We start from the raw sequence: 17,732 nt of genomic DNA on the forward strand, positions 1-17,732 counted from the left end.
CATGACGGCCGTCACCTCTACTCCGCTTCGGCTACTGCTGGTCGACGACAACCCGGACGACCGCGCACTGGTGCTGCGCGAACTGCGCCGCGAATTTCCCGATTTGCACGTCGCTGAAATCACCGAGCAGGATGGCTTCAACCGGGCGCTGGAAAATGGCGATTTCAGCCTCGTGATTACTGACTACCAGCTGCGCTGGAGCGATGGGCTGACTGTGCTGCGCGCACTCAAATCAAAATGGCCCCATTGCCCGGTGGTGATGTTTACCGGCACCGGCTCCGAGGAAATCGCAGTGGAAGCGATCAAAAGCGGGCTGGACGACTACGTGCTCAAATCACCCCAGCACTATGGCCGGCTGGCCACACGGGTGCATTCGACACTGGAACAGGCCTTGAGCAAGGAAAAACTGCTGAGGGCCGAGAACGCGCTGCGCAAGAGCGATACCATGCTGCATGCCATCATCGAGGCGGAGCCGGAGTGCGTCAAAATTCTCGGGGCGGACGGAAAGCTACGCTACATGAATGCCGCAGGCCTGGCACTAGTGGAGGCGGATTCGCCCGCCCAGGCACTAGGCAAGTGCATGACGGACCTGGTCATGCCGCAATACCGACTGGCGTTTGACGCGCTGCGCCAGCGCGTGCTCCAAGGCGAAAGCTGCATACTGGAATTCGACATTACCGGCCTCAAGGGCGGCCATCGCTGGCTGGAGACGCACGCCGTGCCGCTGGAACTGGAAGACGGGCCGGGGTTGCTAGGCATCACCCGCGACATCACCGCGCGAAAGCTTGCGGAGGCTTCCCGCGCTGAACTCGCCGCCGTTATCGAGGCCACCAGCGATTTCGTCGGCATCGCCGATGCAGAGGGCCGGGTGGTTTATTTGAACCACGGCGGGCGGAAAATGATGGGCATAGCCCCTGACGAAGACATTTCAGCCACCCGCATGGCCGACTATCATTCTCGCGAGGTGATGGAAACCATTCGTGCCGAAGCCATTCCCACCGCATTGCGAGAGGGAAGCTGGAGCGGAGAGACCTGCCTGCTATCGCGCAGCGGAGAGGAAATTCCGGTGTCACAGGTGATCATCGCCCACCCGAGGCACGAAGGCGGCACGCAATTTTATTCAACCATCGTGCGCGACCTCACCGAACGCAAGCGCCACGAGGCCGAGCTCATCCACCTTGCCAACCACAACGCCCTCACCGGTCTGCCCAACCGCACCCTCCTCTGCGATCGCCTGCAGCAGGCTCTGATCGAGGCGAAGCGGCACGACCGCCTGATAGCGCTGATGTTCCTCGACCTGAACCGCTTCAAGCACATCACCGAATCCCTGGGGCACGAAGTCGGCGACCTGGTGCTGAAAGAGTTTGCCGAACAACTGGCTGGCCTGGTGCGCGAAGGCGACACCGTTGCCCACCTCGGCAGCGACGAGTTCGCCCTGTTGTTCAACGACGTTGCCCACAGCGAAGACGCCGCACGGCTGGCGCAGAAGGTACTGGACCACTTCAACCATTCCACCCTCATGGTGGGCGGTCACAGCCTGTTTGTCACTGCCAGCGCCGGCATCGCCCTCTACCCCGCTGACAGCGCCAGCGTGGATGGCCTGCTGCGAGCCGCAGCCACCGCCATGGACCGCGCCCAGTCCCTGGGAGGCAATACCTACCAGTTCTACTCCAGTGAAATGAACGCTAAAGCACTGGAAAACCTGGCCTTGAGCAGCGCGCTCCACTATGCGCTGAAGCGCAATGAACTCGAACTGCATTACCAGCCCCTGGTCAACTTTGTCAGTGGCGAAATCGTCGGCATGGAGGCGCTGCTGCGATGGCACCACCCGTTGCTGGGCATGGTTTCCCCTGCCGTGTTCATTCCCCTGGCGGAAGAAACCGGCCTGATCGCCTCCATCGGTACATGGGTACTGCGCGAGGCCTGTCGCCAGAATAAAGCCTGGCAGGACGAAGGGCTTGCCCCGTTAAGGGTGGCGGTCAACCTTTCGGCGCGGCAATTTGTCCAGCGCGATATCGCCGCCACCATCACCCGGATTCTCGCTGAAACTGGCCTGGAGTCACGTTTTCTCGAGCTCGAAATTACCGAGAGCATGTTGATGCAGGACGCTGAAGGCGCTATCGCCATCATGCTGCGCTTGAAGGAGATCGGCATCAGTTTCTCTCTCGACGATTTCGGCACCGGCTACTCCAGCCTTAGCCACCTCAAGCGCTTCCCGATCGAAACCCTGAAAATCGACCAGTCCTTCGTGCGCGACATTCCTGGTGACAAAAACGACGCTGCCATCGCCGCCACCATCGTCGCCATGGCCCATGCACTGGGCATCAGCGTCACCGCCGAGGGTGTGGAAACATCGGAGCAATTCGCCTTCCTGCGCACCCAGAAGTGTACTACCATGCAGGGGTACTATTTCAGCCGGCCGCTACCGGCGGCGGAGTTCGCCCGACTGCTGCGCGAGGAAAGAAAACTTTCAAACGTATGATGTAAAATTCGCCTGATTTCAGCCGTTGGCTGAAGCGCTCCTATCGACAACCTCACACAAGCCATAAACTCAATGCGCCAATACCTTGACCTGATGCAACACGTCCTCGATTACGGCCACCAGAAGAGCGATCGCACCGGCACCGGCACCATCAGCGTGTTCGGCCACCAGATGCGCTTCGACCTGTCGCAGGGATTTCCGCTGGTGACCACCAAGAAATGCCATCTCAAGTCCATCATCCACGAGCTGCTGTGGTTCCTGCAGGGCGACACCAACATCAAATATCTCAAGGACAACGGCGTCCGAATCTGGGATGAATGGGCTGACTCAAACGGCAACCTCGGCCCGGTATACGGCTACCAGTGGCGTTCCTGGCCGACTCCGGACGGCCGCCACATCGACCAGATTTCGCAGGTAGTGGAACAGATCAAGCGCACCCCGGATTCCCGCCGCCTGATCGTCTCTGCCTGGAACGTGGCCGACGTCGACAAGATGAAGCTGCCACCCTGCCACGCCTTTTTCCAGTTCTACGTCGCCGACGGCAAGCTGTCCTGCCAGCTTTATCAGCGCAGCGCCGATATTTTCCTGGGCGTGCCCTTCAACATCGCTTCCTACGCCCTGCTTACCCTGATGGTGGCGCAGGTGTGCGGCCTCAAGCCGGGCGATTTCGTCCACACCCTGGGCGATGCCCATATTTACCTCAACCACCTCGACCAGACCCGCGAGCAACTTTCGCGCAAGCTGCGTCCGCTGCCGACGATGCAGATCAACCCGTCGGTGCGGAACATTTTCGACTTTAAATTCGAGGACTTCGCCCTCGAAGGCTACGACCCCCATCCTGCCATCAAAGCGCCAGTTGCAGTTTAATCCAAGAATAAAATGAGTCCAGCTGGTTCATACTCATAATAGAAGAGCAAGTTTGTGAATTGTTAGAGCCGTTCAGAATGTGCGACCTGAGATGAAGTATAAAGGGATAGTTCGCCGAATCAGGGACATAATAATTATGCTATATCCCAGCCCGGATTATGGTATAAATATCGGCATTAGCGCCCACAAAAATAACCTCGCTTATCCACCAGGAGACCAAATAACATGCATTGGATCAAGCACAGCATTCGCAACAAGCTCTTTATGATTTCGGGAACCGGCACGGTGTTGCTGATCGCCGCGGCTCTATTCGGCCTGTGGATGGCCTGGGGTGATATTCAACTAATTGAAAACAAAGAGGCCATAGAAAGCGCCCAGAACGGCATCCTCATTAGCCTCGGTTTGATGGCAGTAGCAATACTCATGGCATTCATTGCCTTCCTGGTGCTGGTGAACAAATACATTGTCACTCCCGCCAACCAACTAGTTCATGACTTGAAGAAACTGGCAGATGGCGATTTCACAGCGACTATTTCGCATCCTACCGAGGATGAGATCGGGCAAATCGCAGTCAGCGCAGAGCAACTCCGTAACAATCTCGGCGGCATGATCACTCGCATTAGCGAACTCATGAACGAAAGTTACAGTGCTGCCACCAGGCTTTCTTCCTCGGCAAGCCAGATCGCTTCCCGTTCGAACGAGCAAAGCGAGGCAGCCTCGGCCACAGCGGCCACAGTCGAAGAGATGGCTGTCAGCATCGCTTCCGTTGCGGAAAATACCGACCATGTAAACCAGATTTCCCGGCAAGGACTGGAACATATTGAAAAAGGCAACGAATCGCTGTCCGAATTGATTGGGGAAATTTCCACTGTGGAATCATCCGTGGAAGCCATCGCCGAATCGGTATCGGAATTCGTTCGCAGCACCGAGGCCATCACCAACATGACAAGGCAGGTCAAGGATATTGCCGAACAGACCAACCTGCTCGCGCTCAACGCAGCCATCGAGGCAGCCCGCGCCGGCGAGCAGGGCCGCGGCTTTGCCGTGGTGGCCGATGAGGTGCGCAAACTGGCGGAAAAATCGGCGCAATCCGCAAGCCAGATCGACCATGTCACCATGACGCTCAGTGCGCAATCCGCCACCGTGGAACAAGCGATCCAGGATGGCAAAAAATCATTGCAAACCAGTCAGGATTACCTGGAGAACGTAGCCATCGTTCTGAGCGACGCCAATCAATCCATGTCGGAGAGCGCGGAAGGTGTCAGCAACATAGCCATGTCAGTGAACCAACAAAAGGCGGCCAGCCACGACATTGCCCAGCATATCGAGAAAATCGCTCAAATGGCCGAAGAAAACATGGCTGCCACCCAGGAAAACACTGCGGCTGCCCAGCACATGGAACACCTGGCTACCGCGGCGCAGGAAATGGCGAAACGCTTCAGGGTGTAAACCCGTTGGCGAGAACATGGGGCATCCACGCATTTCCATTATCGCTGCAATGGCGAGAAACCGTGTCATCGGCATTGCCAACACCCTGCCTTGGCGCCTGCCCGAAGACCTGAAGCATTTCAAAGCCCTTACCCTCGGCCACCACATCCTGATGGGTAGAAAAACCTACGAGTCGCTGGGCAGGCCACTGCCCGGGCGCACCAGCGTCGTCATTACCCGTTCACAGGATTTGCAGGTGCCCGACTGCCTCGTGGCGAATTCGATTGCGGAGGCTGTCGCCGCCTGCAATAACGATAATGAAATTTTTTTCATCGGCGGCGCAGAGCTTTACCGCCAAGCGCTGGATGTCGCCGACCGAATCTACCTCACGGAAATCAAGGCGGATTTCGCAGGTGATGTGTGGTTTCCCGAGTTCGACACGAACCTGTGGCAGGAAACCGGGCGCAAACCCTGCAAATCCGAAAGCGGTCTGGAATGCGATTTTTTGATCTATGATAAAAAAACCTTAACACCCAAGGATAAAGCATGAAATTTTTCCGCCCATTGTTTGTGTTCCTGCTCCTGCAAATCCCCCTGAGCGCCATCGCCGCCGGGCAGGCCGAACTCACCTGGTATGGCCATGCCGCCTTCAAACTCACCACCCCTACCGGCAAGGTATTACTGATCGACCCCTGGCTCACCAACCCGGCCAACAAGAATGGCAAGGATGATTTGGCGAAGCTGGAAAAGGCCGACTTGATCCTGATCACTCACGGCCACTTCGACCATGTCGGCAACAGCGCGGAAATCGCCAGGAAGACCGGCGCCAGGCTGGTCAGCACCTTCGACCTGGGCAAGGCGATCGCACAGTACGGCGGTTACCCGGAAAAGCAGATGGGTTTCGACACCCAAGGCAACTTCGGCGGCGAGCTAACGCTACTCGATGGCGAGGTAAAAATCGCTTTCATCCCGGCCATTCATAGCTCCACGGTGATGGCGCCCGAGGGCAGTGCCGACAAGGACATCCACGACGGCGGCAACCCCGGCGGTTTTTTTATCATGGTAAAAAATGGCCCGGCGATCTACCACACCGGCGACACCGACGTGTTCAGCGACATGGCCCTGACTCACCAATTCGGCAAAGTTGACGTGATGCTCGCCTGCATCGGCGGCCATTTCACCATGGGCCCGGAGCGCGCTGCAGAAGCCGTTCGGCTGGTCAAACCCGGCATGGTCGTGCCGATGCACTTCGGTACCTTCCCGGTACTGGACGGAACGGTGGAGACCTTTGCCAAGGCCTTGAAGAAACAAGGTGGCAAGACCAGACTGCATGAAATGAAAGTGGGTGAGACCCTCAAATTCTGAGGCGTCACCTTGTAGAGGAGGGCTACCCTCTCCTCAATCCTCTCCCGCAAGCGGGAGAGGAGGCAAACGAGAAAGGCGCTGGTTTTGATTTGCCCGTTTTGCTTTGGTACAGCCTGCTCTAGAGAGACCTAACGCAATCCACATAGTACCGTGACTTCCCGTTCAGATCATCCTTCACCAGACCGTGTATGTCGGTCTCGAAGCCAGGAAATTTCTCGTTGAATTCACGGGCGAATTTCAAATAACGAACGATGGTCTCATTGAAGCGTTCGCCGGGAATCAGCAATGGAATACCTGGAGGATAGGGGGTCAGCAACACGCTGGTCACGCGCCCGGCCAGGTCGTCGATCTCGACCCGGTCGATCTCCCTGTGTGCCATGCGGGCAAAAGCATCGGTCGGCTTCATCGCGGGCACCATGTCGGATAGATACATCTCGGTAGTCAGACGCGCTACATCGTTGGCCTTGTAGATGCCATGGATACTATCGCTCAGTTCCCTCAGGCCCATCCGCTCGTAGCGCGGATTCTTGGCGACGAATTCGGGCAGCGCACGCCACAGAGGCTGGTTGCGGTCGTAGTCGTCCTTGAACTGCTGCAACGCAGTCAGCATGGTGTTCCAGCGGCCCTTGGTAATGCCGATGGTGAACATGATGAAAAAGGAGTAAAGGCTGGTCTTTTCCACGATAACGCCGTGCTCCGCCAGGTACTTGGTGACAATGGCTGCGGGGATCCCCGTGTCGGCGAAATCCCCGTCCACATCCAGTCCCGGCGTGATGACGGTGGACTTGATCGGATCCAGCATGTTGAATCCCGACGCGAGGTTGCCGAAGCCGTGCCATCGATCGCCCTGGCGCAGCATCCAGTCGTCGCGCTCGCCAATGCCTTCCTCGGCGAGATGCTCCGGCCCCCAAACCTTGAACCACCAGGAATCGCCAAACTCCGCATCCACCTTGCGCATGGCACGGCGGAAATCCAGGGCCTCGAGGATCGATTCCTCCACCAGCGAGGTGCCACCGGGCGGTTCCATCATCGCCGCCGCCACATCGCAGGATGCGATGATGGCGTATTGCGGACTGGTGGAACTGTGCATCAGGTAGGCCTCGTTGAACACGTCGCGGTCCAGCTTGCGCGCCTCGGAATCCTGAATCAGGATCTGCGATGCCTGGGACAGCCCCGCCAGCATCTTATGGGTGGATTGGGTGGCAAAAATCATCGAGTCCTTGCAGCGCGGACGATCCTTGCCGATGGCGTGCATGCCCTGGTAGAAATCGTGGAAGGTGGCATGTGGCAGCCATGCCTCGTCGAAATGCAGGGTATCGATCTCCCCGTCCAGCATTTCCTTGAGGGTTTCCACGTTGTAAAGAATCCCGTCATAGGTGCTCTGGGTGAGGGTAAGTACCCGTGGCTTGGTTTTTACTCCACGCGCAAAAGGATTGGCCTCGATTTTCTTGCGGATGTTCTCCGGCTTGAATTCTTCCAGCGGAATCGGCCCGATGATGCCGTAATGGTTGCGGGTGGGGGTAAGGAAAACCGGCACCGCGCCGGTCATGATAATCGCGTGCAATATCGATTTGTGGCAGTTGCGATCCACCACCACCACATCCCCCGGCGCAACCGTGGAATGCCATACCATCTTGTTGGAAGTGGAGGTGCCGTTGGTGACGAAAAACAGGTGGTCCGCATTGAAGATGCGCGCAGCGTTACGCTCGCTGGCTGCAACCGGGCCGGTATGGTCAAGCAACTGGCCAAGTTCGTCCACCGCATTGCACACGTCTGCGCGCAGCAAATTCTCGCCGAAGAACTGGTGGAACATCTGCCCTACCGGGCTCTTGAGAAAGGCAACTCCACCCGAATGGCCAGGGCAGTGCCAGGAGTAGGAGCCGTCAGCAGCATAATGAGTGAGCGCCCGGAAGAAAGGCGGCGCCAGGGAGTCCAGATAGTCCTTTGCTTCCCTCACCACATAGCGCGCAATGAACTCCGGCGTATCCTCGAACATGTGAATGAAGCCGTGCAACTCCTTCAGCACGTCGTTGGGGATATGGCGCGAAGTGCGGGTCTCGCCGTACAGGAAAATGGGAATATCCGCATTTCGGCGGCGTATTTCCACCACGAAGGCGCGAATCTGCTCAACCGCCTGCTCCGCCAGTTCAGGCGTAGAGAACTCTTCATCATCGATCGACAGAATGAACGTTGAGGCACGGCTCTGCTGCTGCGCAAAGGAAGTCAGGTCGCCATAACTGGTGGCGCCCAACACTTCCAGACCCTCTTCCTCAATCGCCTTGACCAGCACACGCACGCCAATGCCGCTCGCGTTCTCGGAGCGGAAATCTTCATCGATGATGACTACGGGGAAACGGAATCGCATTTGAGTTCCTGGTGGGAAAAGTTCGTGAGGGGTGAGGGGATAAGGGTGAGGCTAATGTCAGAAACGGAGTGGTAGTCAGCTTTTACGCCTCACCCCTCACCTTTCACCCCTCACGTTTATCAGATTTTAGGCAATGTTACACCGTGCTGGCCCTGATACTTGCCGCCACGATCCTTGTATGAGGTTTCACAGACCTCGTCCGACTCGAAAAACAGTACCTGGGCCACACCCTCATTGGCGTAAATCTTGGCGGGCAGCGGCGTGGTATTGGAGAACTCCAGGGTCACGTAGCCTTCCCATTCCGGCTCGAACGGCGTCACGTTGACGATGATACCGCAGCGCGCATAGGTGGACTTGCCCAGGCAGATTGTCAGCACACTGCGCGGGATGCGGAAATACTCCAGGGTACGTGCGAGGACAAACGAATTGGGCGGGATGATGCAGACATCGCTTTTGACGTCGACGAACGAATTGGGGTCGAAATTCTTGGGATCGACGATAGTGGAGTTGATGTTGGTGAATAGCTTGAATTCATCCGAGCAGCGAATATCGTAGCCATAGCTGGAAGTGCCGTAAGAGACGATTTTTTTGCCGTCAACGCTCCTCACCTGCCCCGGCTCGTAGGGTTCGATCATGCCGTGCTGTTCCGCCATGCGGCGAATCCACTTGTCCGACTTAATGCTCATAAATCCAGCCTTCAGCTATCAGCAGCCAGCCACCAGTTAAAGCGGCCAGCACGAAGCTGACCGCTGAAAACTGACCGCTGACTGCTTGGGTTACGTATTTTGAATCACAATATTGGGGAAGCGTGCGCTGAAATCCTGCGCCTGCTCGGCCACTTTGACCGCCACGCGACGTGCAATTTCCTTGTAAATCTGGGAAACACGCCCGTCAGGATCGGCCACTACTGGCGGCCTGCCCTCGTCAGTCTGCTGACGAATGTTGATATCCAGAGGCAATGCACCGAGAAACTCGACATCGAAGTCCTTGCACATTTTCTCTCCGCCGCCGGTACCGAAAAGACGCTCTTCATGGCCGCAGTTGGTACAGATATGCAGGCTCATGTTTTCCACGATACCGAGAATGGGAATGCCCACTTTTTCGAACATCTTCAGGCCCTTGCGCGCATCGATCAGGGCCACATCCTGAGGCGTGGTAACGATCACAGAGCCGGTCACCGGCACGGTTTGCGCCAGAGTAAGCTGAATATCACCGGTCCCTGGCGGCAGATCCACCACCAGGTAATCCACGTCCTTCCAGTTGGTGTCATTCAGGAGTTGTCCCAGCGCCTGGGTTACCATCGGGCCGCGCCATACCATAGGCTGGTCCGGATCAATCAGAAAGCCGATGGACATGGCCTGCAAGCCGTGGCCATTCAGCGGCTCAAGTTTTTTTCCATCCGCAGAAGGTTCGGGGCGGTCATCCTTGATGCCCAGCATCAGGGGTTGAGAGGGGCCATAGATGTCGGCATCGAGAATGCCCACTCGCGCGCCTTCGGCAGCAAGTGCCAGCGCCAGGTTCACTGCGGTGGTGGACTTGCCTACGCCACCTTTGCCGGAAGCCACGGCGATGATGTTCTTGATGCCCGGAATCAGCTTGACACCGCGCTGCACGCTATGTGAAACGATGTTGGAGGACACATTGACCGTCACGTTACCGACACCGGCAATACTCTTGACCTTGTCACTAACCAAGGTGCGGATGCTTTCGAACACGCTCTTACCCGGGTAGCCGAGGACGATGTCGAGCGACACCTTGTCGCCGTCGATCTTGATGTTCTTGACCGATTTGGTGCTAACAAAATCCTTCTTGGTAGTAGGATCGGTAATTTCCTTCAGTGCATCTTGCACCTGCTGTTCTGACACGGACATGCTTACTCCTTGAGTGTAACCATTTTTGCCCAATACCCATCAGGGCAAGAGGCAGAAAACGAAAGTTTAACGAATAATTGGGCTTGCTACCACGGTTTGTTACAATTGAGGTCTTTCAAGTTCCTGACAAACCGCAATGAAACGCAAGATCCTGGTTACCAGCGCCCTACCCTACGCCAATGGCAGCATCCATCTTGGCCATCTGGTTGAATACATCCAGACCGATATCTGGGTACGATTCCAGAAAATGCAAGGGCACGAGTGTCATTACGTATGCGCCGACGACACCCATGGCACCCCCATCATGCTGCGTGCGCAAGCCGAGGGCATCACCCCGGAAGCCCTGATCGAACGTGTCTGGCACGAGCACAAGGCGGATTTCGATGGTTTCCACGTTGAATTCGACAACTACTATTCGACCAATTCAGACGAGAACCGGGAATTGGCACAGAATATCTACCGCACGTTGCGCGATCAGGCGAAACTGATCGAAACCAAAACTATCGAGCAATTCTACGATCCGGAAAAGGAAATGTTCCTGCCGGACCGTTTCATCAAGGGCGAGTGCCCCAAGTGCCATGCTTTAGACCAGTACGGCGATTCCTGCGAGGCCTGCGGGGCCACCTACTCGCCCACCGACCTGATCAACCCGGTCTCGGCAGTATCCGGCGCCACGCCGGTACGCAAGGAATCCGAGCACTATTTTTTCACGCTCGGCGCCTGCACTGATTTCCTGAGAGAATGGACCAATGCCGACCATTTGCAACCGGAAGCTGCCAACAAAATGCAGGAATGGATAGCCGGCGGCCTGCAGAACTGGGACATCTCGCGCGACGCACCCTACTTTGGCTTCGAAATCCCGGATGCCCCAGGCAAATATTTCTATGTCTGGCTTGACGCCCCGGTCGGCTACATGGCCAGCTTCAAGAACCTGTGTGCGAAGAATGGCCTGAATTTCAACGACTTCTGGGGACAGGATTCAACAGCCGAGCTCTACCATTTCATCGGCAAGGACATCCTTTACTTCCACGCCCTGTTCTGGCCGGCGATGCTGAAGTTTTCCGGCCACCGCACGCCGACCGGCGTCTTCGCCCATGGCTTCCTCACCGTCAATGGCCAGAAAATGTCCAAGTCGCGCGGCACTTTCATCACCGCCGCCAGCTACCGCAAGCACCTCAACCCGGAACAGCTGCGCTACTATTTCGCCGCCAAGCTCAACAGCAGCATCGAAGATATAGATCTCAGCCTGGAAGACCTTACGGCGCGGGTGAACTCAGACCTGATCGGGAAATACGTCAACATCGCCAGCCGGGCAGCAGGTTTTATTACTAAGCGGTTTGACGGGAAACTATGTGGATTTACGCGTCACTCGATTGTGGAAAAGCTGCAAGACAGCACAAACGAAATTGCCAGACTCTATGACGAACGCGAATATGGGAAGGCCATTCGGGAAATCATGAACCTGACGGATATAGCCAATCAGTATGTGGATGAGCAAAAACCATGGGAACTGGCCAAGCAGGAAGGTATGGAAGCCCGGTTGCACGAAGCCTGCAGCGTCAGTCTCAATCTGTTCCGCCTGCTCACCCTCTACCTCAAGCCGGTACTGCCCAAACTGGCTGCTGACGTGGAAGCCTTCCTCAACATCGCCCCCCTGCAATGGGGTGATGCGCAGGCGCTACTGCCAGAAGGGCACACCATCATCCCCTACCAGCACCTGATGACCCGTATCGACCCAAAACAGGTAGAAACCATGATCGAAGAAAACAAAGCCACCCTGGCTCCGGCAACGGAGCACTCACCCGCGCGCCATGCCGAGATGCAAGTGCATGAAATCCAGCCGATCGCCGAAACCATCAGCATCGACGATTTCATGAAGATCGACCTGCGTATCGCCAAGATCGTCAATGCCGAACATGTGGAAGGTGCCGACAAGCTGCTGCAACTGACGCTGGACATCGGCGAGGGAAGGACACGCAACGTGTTCGCCGGCATCAAGTCGGCCTATGCGCCGGAGAAGCTGATCGGCCGCCACACCGTGATGGTCTCCAACCTCGCGCCACGCAAGATGAAATTCGGCCTGTCGGAGGGCATGGTGCTGGCCGCCGGCGGCGATGGTGGCCTGTACATTCTCAGCCCGGACGAGGGTGCCAAGCCGGGCATGCGGGTGAAATAAAAAAAGGCGGCTCGAGCCGCCTTTTTTGCGCCCCCCTTTTTTCGATCAGGGCTTCACGTAGGCGTAGTGGTATTGCGATTGTAGCTTGGAAAGTTCCGCCACGCCCGATGGCACAATTTGAGCTTCCGGCAACACTGTCTTGGAATCAATCTTGCGACTGACCAGTGTGTTGTTGCACACATCGAACGTCACGCCTTTTTTCTTCAGATCCTGGACAGTGATATCGTAGGGGTTCCCCTTGGCATCGGTAGCGCCTTCAAGCAGGAAATCGATACCTTTGCCATGGGTGACAATAACGATATGCGCTTGAGGATTGGCATCAAGATGGTTTTTGACGTTTCTCATCGCTGCGCCCGCCACTGCGGAATCGTTAACATGATAAACAACGTTCTCCGGAAACCCGGCTTCAGCCGACTTGCCTCCGGTTGAGGCGCAGCCCGCAAGGCCAAACAAGCCAGATAGTGCGATCAGCAAGAACAAGTTACGCAAACGTGCCATTTTTGTCTCCTCGATAATTATTATGATTTGGCAAAAGCCCATAACTACGAAACTTCTGCAGAGTGCTCTTATTTAACTCTAGTACCGGAAATTACGGATGTAAATAGTCCAAACGTACTCAATACACTGATTATAATAAGTATTTAGGACAATTCGATCTTGTTAACCGGGTTGACCTAACACCGTCAGATCATCAAAGAAAACCCAATATTTACTGCTGATTTTTTACCAGCTCTTCGAATTCCTGTGCTGGAATCGGCCTGCTGAACAGGTATCCCTGCATGCGGTTGCACTGGAGTTGCTTCAGGTAGTCCAATTGCTCCCGGGTTTCCACACCCTCGGCAACGAGCTCCAGCATCAGGCTGCGGGCCATGGCGACAATCGCCGAAACGATGGCGACGGCATCGACATTGCCGGGGATATCCCGCACAAAGGATTGGTCGATCTTGAGGCAATGGATGGGAAAACGCCTGAGATAACTGAGCGAGGAATAACCGGTGCCGAAATCGTCCACCGAAAGGAATACGCCCATTTCCTCCAGTCGCTTCAATGTGCTGATTGCGACTTCCGGATTCTTCATGATATAGCTTTCCGTCAGTTCCAGCTCCAGGCAATCGGCGGACAGGCCGCTTTCCTGTAAAGCCGACGCAGTCATTTCCACGATATCCTGCTGCTGGAATTGACGTGCTGAAAGGTTGACGGAAACCCGCATCCTGGCCATCCCCGCGTCTTGCCAAGCCTTGTTCTGCCGACATGCCTCACGCAGCACCCATGCGCCGATCGGCAAGATCAAGCCGGTTTCCTCCGCCAGCGGAATAAACTGCGCGGGAGAAACCATGCCCAACTCCGGATGCCGCCAACGCAACAGCGCCTCCATGCCGGAGATTTTCCCAGTTTCCAGGTCCACCTGAGGCTGGTAATAAAGCAGCAGTTCGTTTCTATCCAGCGCCTTGCGCAGGCTGTTTTCCATGGCCAAGCGCTCGAAAGCCCTGGCATTCATATCCCCGGTAAAAAACTGGTAAGCGCTTTCCCCCTGTTCCTTGGCGCGGTACATGGCCACTTCGGCGTTCTGGATCAGGGCTTCCCGTGTCTGTTCATCGGTGGGATAAAGCGTAATACCGATGCTGGCGCTAACAAAAATCTCCTTGCCGGCCAAAAGGAAGGGTTGGGATAGCACATTCAGAATACTTGCCGCCACTTCCGCGGCCTCTTCGAAATGCCCTAAATTGGGCAGCAGGAATGCGAACTCATCTCCGCCCCAGCGAGCAATGGTATCCCCACCGCGCATGCACGTTGCGAAGCGGAGCGCGGCCTCCTTCAGTAACACATCGCCCACATCATGACCGAGCGTATCATTGATGATTTTGAATCGATTGAGGTCGAGCAGCATCACCGCCATCAGATGATCAGTATGGCTAGCTTGAGCGTGGGCCAGTACCTGCCCTAGCCGGTCGTGGAACAGCAGACGGTTAGGCAGGCCGCTAAGCGCGTCATGATTGGACTGGTGCAGAAGCCGCTCCTCGAAGCGTTTGCGCTCGCTGATGTCACGCGCAATGGTGGAAAGAAATCCTTCCTGACTATTGGCAGCCTTGTGGGCAATGATGACCTGGGAAACCGGGATTTCCGTGCCATCCCGGCTTAACAAGGTAGATTCTCCCTCCCAAATCCCATTATCGATCGCATAGGGAATCGCTTCATTTCTGATGAAGCCCCATATCCATTGGGGGTAGGCTTGCAGTGTGGACAACCCAGTCACGTCTTCCTCATCGGGGATGCCCAGCATGCGTTTTCCTGCCTGATTCAGGTATACGCGCCGGCCATCCAGGGTGGAAATACTGACGAATTCCGGCGTGGCTTCGAGGATGCTGGACAACTGCTGCCTTTCGTTCTGTGCCTTGATCATTTCGGTGATATCACGACCGACCACTACCAAGCCCTTACGGCTGCCATCAGTATTGAACAGTGGCACCTTGATAACGTCGAAAACCATGTTGCCGTCGCCCGGCCTCGGAATTACCTCATTCGCACGCCTTGGCCCGCCACTGCGCCAGGCATCCTCGTCCGAGGATTCGCTACTGTAAAAGGTCTCGCTATAAAAATCGCTAAGCTCAGCCAGTTCATAATTCGTCTTTCCATGGTATGGAATGCCCTCGAGCTTGAGAAGCTTAAGGTCAAAATCGTTAGCTTCCAGCCAGCGGCCGTCACCATCCTTGAAACACACGATATCCGGCATGGCATTGATCAATGTACGCAGACGCTCTTCACTTTCCCTCAACGCCTTTCTTGCCTCCTGGCGTTCGGTCACATCATGAAACACCAGTACCGCTCCGATAATCGACCCGCTCCGGCTGCGGATAGGTGCCGCCGAATCTTCAATGGAGATCTCGCTGCCATCCTGACGAATGAGTATGGTGTGATTGGCAAGCGCAACCACCTCTCCGCCTCTCAGGCATTCCTCCACAGGGTTTTCCACCACCGTCCGGGTATACTCGTTGATTACGTTGAAAATCCGGCTCAACGGCAAGCCCTGGGCCTCGACGCAACTCCATCCACTCAGCTGTTCCGCTACGGGGTTGAGGTATTCGATCAAGCCTTTTTCGTCGGTCGTAATCACCCCATCGCCTATCGATATCAGGGTAACCTGGGCGCGCTCCTTCTCTTGCCATACATGACGTTCAGACTGACGCAGCCGCTTGTAGGGTTCCTGTACGCTGCTTACGAATACTGCGCGGTAAATAAAAACATACGCCAGAACCTTGTAGGCGTGGCCCATCAGGTTGAAGATATCGGTGACACTGGAATAGAGTGTGAAGCACAGTTCGCTCAGTACCATGATGGCAACGGCGGCCAACAGGTCCACCACATAATCGGGCTTGGGTTTACGCGCCCCGGCAAGGAAAGCGCCCACTGTCAGCAGATGGATAAATACAATGAAGTATTCGCTGCCGATCTTGAAGGGGGTTAATCCTTTTCCGGCGATAAACGTTGCCGGCAAATCGCTCTCATGGAAGAGGATGACCCAGTAAACCAGCAGGGCAACGCTCAGACTGACTGCCAGCACCACATAGCGCAGCCACTTGAATGGAAAAGGTTTCCATGGCAGAAGAGCCGCGGACAGCAAAGCAAAGGCAGCCAGAAAGCGGGCCGCAAGCCAGAAATCGATCCCCTTCTGCACCCCGGACGGGGTGACAAAATCCGGCATGCCGGCGTAGGACAGCATGTGGGCAAAATCCAGCAAACCCACCGCCAGAAAAGCGCAAGACAGCAGCACAATGTTGAACGGCCGCTCCACACTGTATGCATTCCACCCGATACCGAACACCAGCACCGCCACCACAATAGCGATGGTTTCCATGAAACTATGGAGCGGAAGAAATCGGGAAAGGCCTTCAAAAAAGGTGTGCGCTGGCGGAGCAAGCCATACAGAAACGAAAAGTACAGCCAGGGGAAAAATCAGCCACCCGATTTGGTGCAGGGAAACACTGCCAAATGGCCTATTCAGAGCACCATCAGCCATTACCTCTCTCCCCTTTGCTGCTATCATTTGTTCCACTTTCTGTAAGGGCTACGATTAAATCTGCTGCACGAGGACTCACGCCCTCATCCCCTTTTTATTCATATAGATATTCTATTTTTTTACGACTCTAAGTGAAGTGGATGAATTGTGCAACCAGCCTATTTACACTTGTTGACGAGGATCAATGAATAACAGCCACCATCTGAGAATTTACGGTCGTGTTCAGGGCGTATTCTTCCGCGAGTCCATGTGCCGCAAGGCTCAGCAGCTCGGTGTCACCGGCTGGGTCAGAAATTGCCGCGACGGCACCGTGGAAGCCATGATCCAGGGAGCGGAGGAAGCAATCAGCGCCATGATCGAATGGGCCAGAACAGGACCGGAACTGGCGCGGGTAGAAGAAGTGGAAATCAGTGCGGGCAGTGGCGAATATGCCGACTTTGAAAAACGGGATACCGCTTGAAGCGGTGGCATGCAACCGGGTTAGAACATAGCCCTGAGAAAATTCAGGTAAGCAGTCGCATCCGGCTCACCCTCGGCGGGTGCCCAGGATGCTTTTTCTGCAGGCTCCAGCACCTTATAGGGGCCGGCCTTGGCCTCGAAAAATATACTGCCAGGCTCAAGGGCTACCAATGAATGAAACACGCCGTGAGGAATATTCACCCCCACCGCTTCACCACCCGGAGCGAGGATTGCCGTCCCGGTAACCTTTCCCTCATGGTCGAAGAAAACGACCCCGAACCGACCCGCGAGCGCGATGATGGACTCATCCTTGCTCGCATCCCGGTGGCAGTGCGGAGGGATGTATGAATCCGGCTCCATCGCATTGAGCAGGCGATGACTCGCATCCGCCTCTGCGACATGGAAATTGAAATTTTTGCGCCGGCGTGGCGCGGCACGCGCTTCCGACGAAACGCGGTCGAATAATTCACGGTTGATGATCTGGGGAATATTCATGCGGACAACGCTACCAATGTCTGAAAAAGGCAAAAAAAAACGCGGTTCACCTAAGTGACCGCGCTTAAAATCCACCAATAAAGGAGGATGGAGGAGACAACACCGGAACAACTCACAGTTGGTGAGTAATTCAAGTTATTAGTATTGTCTAATATTCGAATTTGCTTTGCAAGCATTAATTGAAAAAGTTTCAATGCTTAATCCCCATA

General features: G+C 55.7%; 13 protein-coding genes. 7 read left to right on the forward strand and 6 right to left on the reverse strand.

All coding sequences use genetic code 11. From position 1 onward, the window contains the following. The first annotated feature begins 1 nt into the window (after position 1). The 5 genes from SCT_RS05230 to SCT_RS05250 all read left to right on the forward strand — a co-directional run bounded on the left by SCT_RS05230 (position 2) and on the right by SCT_RS05250 (position 6,142). Positions 2-2,482: an EAL domain-containing protein gene (locus tag SCT_RS05230; protein ID WP_059419963.1), complete on the forward strand. Its 2,481-nt coding sequence runs from the start codon at positions 2-4 to the stop codon at positions 2,480-2,482. 72 nt (positions 2,483-2,554) lie between these two features. Beyond that, complete coding sequence (locus SCT_RS05235; protein ID WP_059419965.1) at positions 2,555-3,349, forward strand: thymidylate synthase; 795 nt, start codon at positions 2,555-2,557, stop codon at positions 3,347-3,349. A 225-nt stretch (positions 3,350-3,574) separates the two neighbouring features. After that, positions 3,575-4,798 (forward strand): methyl-accepting chemotaxis protein, encoded by a 1,224-nt coding sequence (locus tag SCT_RS05240; protein ID WP_059419970.1) that lies wholly within the window; start codon positions 3,575-3,577, stop codon positions 4,796-4,798. 16 nt (positions 4,799-4,814) lie between these two features. Further along, the gene (locus SCT_RS05245) at positions 4,815-5,327 is read left to right on the forward strand and encodes a dihydrofolate reductase (protein ID WP_059419972.1); all 513 of its coding nucleotides are present in this window, start codon (positions 4,815-4,817) and stop codon (positions 5,325-5,327) included. Further along, positions 5,324-6,142, forward strand: a complete 819-nt coding sequence (locus tag SCT_RS05250; protein ID WP_059419975.1) for a metal-dependent hydrolase — start codon at positions 5,324-5,326, stop codon at positions 6,140-6,142. The genes SCT_RS05245 and SCT_RS05250 overlap by 4 nt, the downstream gene beginning before the upstream one ends. A gap of 118 nt (positions 6,143-6,260) precedes the next feature. Here the strand turns inward: SCT_RS05250 and SCT_RS05255 are convergent, their stop codons facing one another. From SCT_RS05255 to apbC, 3 genes are all read right to left on the reverse strand, one after another. After that, on the reverse strand, positions 6,261-8,507 hold the full coding sequence (locus tag SCT_RS05255; protein WP_059419976.1) for an arginine/lysine/ornithine decarboxylase: 2,247 nt from the start codon (positions 8,505-8,507) through the stop codon (positions 6,261-6,263). A gap of 119 nt (positions 8,508-8,626) precedes the next feature. After that, a complete protein-coding gene (gene dcd / locus SCT_RS05260; RefSeq protein WP_009204872.1) occupies positions 8,627-9,193 on the reverse strand; it encodes a dCTP deaminase in 567 nt (188 codons plus the stop codon). A 90-nt stretch (positions 9,194-9,283) separates the two neighbouring features. After that, the gene (gene apbC, locus SCT_RS05265; RefSeq protein WP_059419978.1) at positions 9,284-10,378 is read right to left on the reverse strand and encodes an iron-sulfur cluster carrier protein ApbC; all 1,095 of its coding nucleotides are present in this window, start codon (positions 10,376-10,378) and stop codon (positions 9,284-9,286) included. A gap of 136 nt (positions 10,379-10,514) precedes the next feature. Between apbC and metG the strand changes: the two genes are divergently transcribed. Further along, positions 10,515-12,554: a methionine--tRNA ligase gene (metG, locus tag SCT_RS05270; protein ID WP_059419980.1), complete on the forward strand. Its 2,040-nt coding sequence runs from the start codon at positions 10,515-10,517 to the stop codon at positions 12,552-12,554. A gap of 45 nt (positions 12,555-12,599) precedes the next feature. Here metG and SCT_RS05275 read toward each other — a convergent pair whose 3' ends face one another. Both SCT_RS05275 and SCT_RS05280 read right to left on the reverse strand, forming a co-directional pair. Next, complete coding sequence (locus tag SCT_RS05275) at positions 12,600-13,052, reverse strand: DsrE family protein (protein WP_189799646.1); 453 nt, start codon at positions 13,050-13,052, stop codon at positions 12,600-12,602. 211 nt (positions 13,053-13,263) lie between these two features. Further along, positions 13,264-16,596 (reverse strand): EAL domain-containing protein, encoded by a 3,333-nt coding sequence (locus SCT_RS05280; RefSeq protein ID WP_082098192.1) that lies wholly within the window; start codon positions 16,594-16,596, stop codon positions 13,264-13,266. Between the two features lie 157 nt (positions 16,597-16,753). On the opposite strand from SCT_RS05280, the gene SCT_RS05285 reads away from it, so the two are divergent. Beyond that, positions 16,754-17,029 (forward strand): acylphosphatase, encoded by a 276-nt coding sequence (locus tag SCT_RS05285; RefSeq protein ID WP_059419989.1) that lies wholly within the window; start codon positions 16,754-16,756, stop codon positions 17,027-17,029. Between the two features lie 20 nt (positions 17,030-17,049). Here the strand turns inward: SCT_RS05285 and SCT_RS05290 are convergent, their stop codons facing one another. Then, positions 17,050-17,523: a WbuC family cupin fold metalloprotein gene (locus tag SCT_RS05290; protein WP_059420115.1), complete on the reverse strand. Its 474-nt coding sequence runs from the start codon at positions 17,521-17,523 to the stop codon at positions 17,050-17,052. Between the last annotated feature and the right edge of the window lie 209 nt (positions 17,524-17,732).

Source organism: Sulfuricella sp. T08, from assembly GCF_000971475.1.
Classification (GTDB): Bacteria; Pseudomonadota; Gammaproteobacteria; order Burkholderiales; family Sulfuricellaceae; genus Sulfuricella.

Coding starts and splice junctions, on each gene's coding strand:
- SCT_RS05235 (WP_059419965.1), top strand. CDS start 2,555: ATGCGCCAATACCTTGACCTGATGCAACACGTCCTCGATTACGGCCAC.
- SCT_RS05280 (WP_082098192.1), bottom strand. CDS start 16,596: ATGATAGCAGCAAAGGGGAGAGAGGTAATGGCTGATGGTGCTCTGAAT.
- SCT_RS05285 (WP_059419989.1), top strand. CDS start 16,754: ATGAATAACAGCCACCATCTGAGAATTTACGGTCGTGTTCAGGGCGTA.
- apbC (WP_059419978.1), bottom strand. CDS start 10,378: ATGTCCGTGTCAGAACAGCAGGTGCAAGATGCACTGAAGGAAATTACC.
- SCT_RS05255 (WP_059419976.1), bottom strand. CDS start 8,507: ATGCGATTCCGTTTCCCCGTAGTCATCATCGATGAAGATTTCCGCTCC.
- SCT_RS05230 (WP_059419963.1), top strand. CDS start 2: ATGACGGCCGTCACCTCTACTCCGCTTCGGCTACTGCTGGTCGACGAC.
- dcd (WP_009204872.1), bottom strand. CDS start 9,193: ATGAGCATTAAGTCGGACAAGTGGATTCGCCGCATGGCGGAACAGCAC.
- SCT_RS05245 (WP_059419972.1), top strand. CDS start 4,815: ATGGGGCATCCACGCATTTCCATTATCGCTGCAATGGCGAGAAACCGT.
- SCT_RS05240 (WP_059419970.1), top strand. CDS start 3,575: ATGCATTGGATCAAGCACAGCATTCGCAACAAGCTCTTTATGATTTCG.
- SCT_RS05275 (WP_189799646.1), bottom strand. CDS start 13,052: ATGGCACGTTTGCGTAACTTGTTCTTGCTGATCGCACTATCTGGCTTG.
- SCT_RS05250 (WP_059419975.1), top strand. CDS start 5,324: ATGAAATTTTTCCGCCCATTGTTTGTGTTCCTGCTCCTGCAAATCCCC.
- SCT_RS05290 (WP_059420115.1), bottom strand. CDS start 17,523: ATGAATATTCCCCAGATCATCAACCGTGAATTATTCGACCGCGTTTCG.
- metG (WP_059419980.1), top strand. CDS start 10,515: ATGAAACGCAAGATCCTGGTTACCAGCGCCCTACCCTACGCCAATGGC.